The organism is Streptomyces sp. NPDC127092, assembly GCF_042722475.1.
Lineage (GTDB): Bacteria > Actinomycetota > Actinomycetes > Streptomycetales > Streptomycetaceae > Streptomyces.
On the sequence record NZ_JBHXFE010000146.1, the window covers coordinates 1419 to 2088 of the forward strand.

Here is a 670-nt window from a genome sequence, read left to right on the forward strand (position 1 = left end):
CGGGTAGTCGAAGGAGTCGTTGAAGCCGAACCGCTCGGCGACCTCCCGGATCCGGTCTTGGCCCAGCTCGACGGCGGCCATGGCGAACGGCGTGTTGCAGGACTGCGCCAGCGCCCACGTGAGGGTCTGACGCCCCACGGTGTTGCACGGTGAGCCGTCGTAGTTGGGCAGCTCCGTGGTCGTGCCGGGCAGCGTCCACGCGGCGGGGATGTCCACCGTCCCGTCCGGGGTGTAGTCACCGGACTCGAGCATGGCCACCGCGTCGATCAGCTTGAACGTGGAGCCGGGGGACACGAGCTGCTCCGCGGCGCGGTTGAGGTACGCGCTGGCGCCGGGGATCTGGTCGATCGCGGCCATGGCCGACTGCGCCTCGGCCGGGCTGTGCGAGGAGAGCGCGTTGGAGTCGAAGCCCGGCTTCGACACCATGGCCAGGATCTCGCCCGTCGTCGGGTCCGTGACCACGGCGGAGGCGCGCACGCCGTCCGGGAGCGCGTCGTACGCCAGACGCTGCAGCTCGGGGTCGATCGTCAGCTCCACCTGGTCGCCCTCAGGCGTGGCACCCGTGATGATCTCCATGGCGCGGTCCACGAACTGGGACGTGGGGGTGCCGGAGAGCTGCTCGTTCATGGCCGCCTCCAGCCCGTCGGTGCCGTAGGTGAGCGAATAGAAG

1 protein-coding gene is annotated in these 670 nt (G+C 70.1%); it reads right to left on the reverse strand.

What is annotated here, in order from left to right:
• On the reverse strand, nt 1–670 hold a 670-nt coding region (locus ACFWJO_RS38130; protein ID WP_386872748.1), incomplete at both ends, for a penicillin-binding transpeptidase domain-containing protein.